The organism is Novipirellula herctigrandis (assembly GCA_007859835.1).
In the GTDB taxonomy this organism is placed as follows: domain Bacteria; phylum Planctomycetota; class Planctomycetia; order Pirellulales; family Pirellulaceae; genus Novipirellula_A; species Novipirellula_A herctigrandis.
On the sequence record SJPJ01000001.1, the window covers coordinates 2,059,666 to 2,063,268 of the forward strand.

At 53.2% G+C, this 3,603-nt stretch carries 3 protein-coding genes; all 3 read left to right on the forward strand.

The annotated features are described in order from the left end of the window. Positions 1-1,012, forward strand: a 1,012-nt coding sequence (locus CA13_RS07385; protein ID WP_419194044.1) for a sulfatase-like hydrolase/transferase, incomplete at its 5' end; no start/stop codon positions are given. A 68-nt stretch (positions 1,013-1,080) separates the two neighbouring features. Continuing rightward, positions 1,081-2,922, forward strand: a complete 1,842-nt coding sequence (locus CA13_RS07390; RefSeq protein WP_146395292.1) for a glycoside hydrolase family protein — start codon at positions 1,081-1,083, stop codon at positions 2,920-2,922. Between the two features lie 16 nt (positions 2,923-2,938). After that, positions 2,939-3,603, forward strand: a 665-nt coding sequence (locus CA13_RS07395; protein ID WP_146403500.1) for a sulfatase-like hydrolase/transferase, incomplete at its 3' end; no start/stop codon positions are given.

Genomic DNA, 3,603 nt, shown 5'->3' on the forward strand with positions numbered 1-3,603 from the left:
TCAGCGAGAAAGGGGAGTGGCTATCACAAGCTATGCGGACTTCCCACCAAATCAGGGTGAAGGCAAAGCGGCAAAATACTTCGATCCGGTTCTGCTGCACAACGACACGATCGTGCAGACCAAAGGTTATTGTGCAGACATCTTCTTTCATGCCGCGTTGGCCTGGATGCGGGAACAGCATGCAAACAAGCAACCGTTCTTTGCTTACGTTTCGACCAACACCCCGCATTCCCCTTTGATTGCTCCCAAGGAAAACCTACAGCGGATGGCAGACCGCGGAATCAAGAAACCCAATGAACGATTGGCGATGATTGAAAACATCGATGACAACTTCGGAATCATGATGCAGAAGCTTGACCAGTGGAAGATGCTCGACAACACGCTAGTTATCTTCACAACTGACAATGGTTCGCCGCATAAATCGGAGGACCCCAACTTCAGGGCCGGGCATAAAACCGGCAAGGGGACCCCGTACGAAGGCGGTGTGCATGTACCGTCATTCTGGTACTGGAAAGGAAAGCTTCAGGGAGGCAAAGACATTCCTGCGCTGACCGCTCACATCGATTTGTACCCAACCTTTTGCGAACTGGCAGGCGCCGATGCGTCTCAAGCCGTCCAGAAACTGGAAGGCCGCAGCCTGCTTCCGCTGCTGGAGAACCCAGCAGCAGATTGGGCGCCGCGTACGCTACAAACCCATCGCGGAAATCTCGGCGCTGATCCTCGGAATGCGGCGGATAAGCTGTGGTCGGTGCGGACCGACCGTTGGCGTTTAGTCGGCAAAGAGTTGTTTGATATCGAGAACGACCCGTACGAAGATCACGACGTGGCAAATCAGTATCCAGAGGTCGTTGAGCAATTGAGCAAGCAACACTTTGTTTGGTATGAAACGATGATCCCATATATGATCAACCAGAACAACACATGGGAGGAGGAGCGTGCTCCTTTGGAAACGCTTTACTTCCAGCAGAAGGCAAAGCGTGGTATTCCGCTGTGGAGCCCCACGGACCTTTAGGGTGTTCAATAGAAAAAGCAGAGAATTTGATGAGGTCAGCCATTCGCGTCACAAACAGGATATCCACGATGAAAACACACCTATGTATCGGTATCGCCTTCCTACTCTGCACGAGCGGAGCGATGGCGGAAGTTGTCGATTTCTCCGATGAAAGCCGCTTTCCCTCAAGTGCCCCAATCGCGCAGAGCGATCAATGGAACAATGGAAAAGATGGCGCTGGTTTCGTCGGCAATGGCAAGGAAATGTTGCTGCTTCCGGACAAGAAGTGGGCGGACGGATTCATCACCCACGCCAAAGCGATCGCCGCCCCGAAGCGTGGCGACTCCATCACAGTGGCCATCGATTTCACATTCGACCAGGTGAAGCAACGTAACGACAGCGAGTTGATCCTGGTGGGATTGACCAATGGTAACAGTCGTTTGCTGGCGACCTACAACCGCAAGGGCTGGGGCGATTACGATTCAATCGGCCGCGAAGGTTATCCTGAGGGGATTGTGTTCGAGAAGAAGACGATCGGATTCATAAACAATGGTGCTGTCGGCACCAGCGATCCTCTCCGTCTTTCCATGACACTGACACGCGCCGAGACACTGACACGCGCCGAGACACTGACACGCGCCGAGACACTGACACGCGCCGACTCGAATAAGTGGGATATGGTTGTCGTGCTCTCGAACCTCAATCCTGAATCGAATTTTTCGACACGATGGGAAGCAAAGGAGCTTGCATTCTCCGAAGGGCCGGTGGATCAGTTGTTCGGTATGATTCAGGCCGGAGCGGCTGATTCGGATGCCGGCGTAGCGAACCGTCTGATTAGCCGCTTTGAAATCAACAATGACGCGGCACCGCCTGCTCCGCCGAAAACCTGGAATGGAGTGAATTTCAAGAAGTACATCCTTCCGATGGAACCGCAGGGGCCGTTGGTTGATATAGGCATCTGGGGAGAGGCCATTTTGCCTCGTGATCCGAAGAACGGAATTGAAGACCCGACCATGAAGAATTGGTGCTACTGGGACGGTAGCATCGTGAAAGACGATCACGGCAAATATCACATGTATGCCAGTCGCTGGACTCAGGCACAACCGCATGGTTCTGGTTGGAAAGATCACTCCAAAGCGATCCATGCGGTCAGTGATCATGTGATGGGCCCCTATCAAGATAGGGGCCTGACTTGGCCGCATTGGAAAGAGGGACTCGGACATAATGTCATTGGATTGCGCATGTTCGACGATCGCTATGCGATGGTTACCAGTGACAGAACCCGTGGCGAAGTGTTTGTTTCCAATAATCCAAGCGGCCCCTTCACGCTGCTGGGTGAAATCAAGTGGGAGGCGAATGGTTTCAACCCTGGATTGGCGGCATATCAAGGCGGGAAGGGGAATATGTCTAATGTGATGATCATTCCGCGACATGACGGTCGCTACATGATCGTTGCACGTTCCACTGCCGTCATGATCAGTGAAGATGGAATCCTCGGGCCGTATAAGATTGTGTCGGATCGGGTCTACAAAGACATGCCGGAAATTCCGCAGACTCGCATGGAGGATCCCACGGCGTGGTATAGCGGCGGGATGTACCACATGCTGGTGAACCACTGGCCCGGAAAAACGACCTATCATTTTTCATCGAAGGACGGCATCCACGACTGGAAGTATCGGGGCATTGCTTACCGTAAAGATGAAGCCCTGTTCCGCTATCCCGACGGTACGGTTGATGAGTGGTATATCGTGCAGCGTCCGACGGCGTATGTGGAAGACGGTCACATCACCCACTTCAACTTCTCTGTAATCGACGTCACGAAAGGTGCGGATCGCGGCGACGACAATCACGGCAGTAAGATCATTGTCGTACCGTTCGACGGTGAAGCCTTTGACCGCGATATGCAAGTACTGGTTGAGTCTGAAAAATGAGCTTAAGGCGAATTGCATGAAACTTATGGCACTATTTGCCACCACCTTGTTGGTGGCCAAAGGGCTTGGAGCCCAACCGTTGCAAGGGTCACGGCCTAACATCATTTTGGTGATGACCGACGATATGGGGATCGGCGAGATCGCTTGCTACAACTCCGAAGGAAAGATCCCCACCCCGCATGTCGACGCTTTGGCGAGTCAGGGCATGAAGTTTATGGATGCTCATATCAGCTCGAGCGTCTGTACCCCGACTCGCTACGGCATTCTGACCGGGCGATATGCATGGCGGACCTCACTGAAAGAGGGAGTTCTCGGCCCTTACAGTCCCCCGTTGATCGAAGCCGATCGGGAAACCGTCGCCTCCTTTCTTAAAAACCATGGATATCGCACGGCATGCCTAGGTAAGTGGCATCTCGGTATGAATTGGAAACACAGCAACTCATTAGGCTCCAGGAGGGTCTCCGCGAAACACATCGACCCAACCGTACCAATCACGAATGGTCCACTCGATCGCGGCTTCGACTTCTTCCTGGGCGCCGACAGCCACGACATGCACTACATCCGAAATCGAAGAGTGGATGGAGAAGTCACGCTGCTTGAATCCAGAGCAGAAATCGAAAAGCGGACCAGCGCGGAGGTTAAGTTTAATCAACTTTGGGCGATCGATGGATTCGCATTCGA

What these genes read in the sequence shown, in the direction of transcription:
- CA13_RS07390 (WP_146395292.1), top strand. Translation starts at nt 1,081, where the DNA reads ATGAAAACACACCTATGTATCGGTATCGCCTTCCTACTCTGCACGAGC.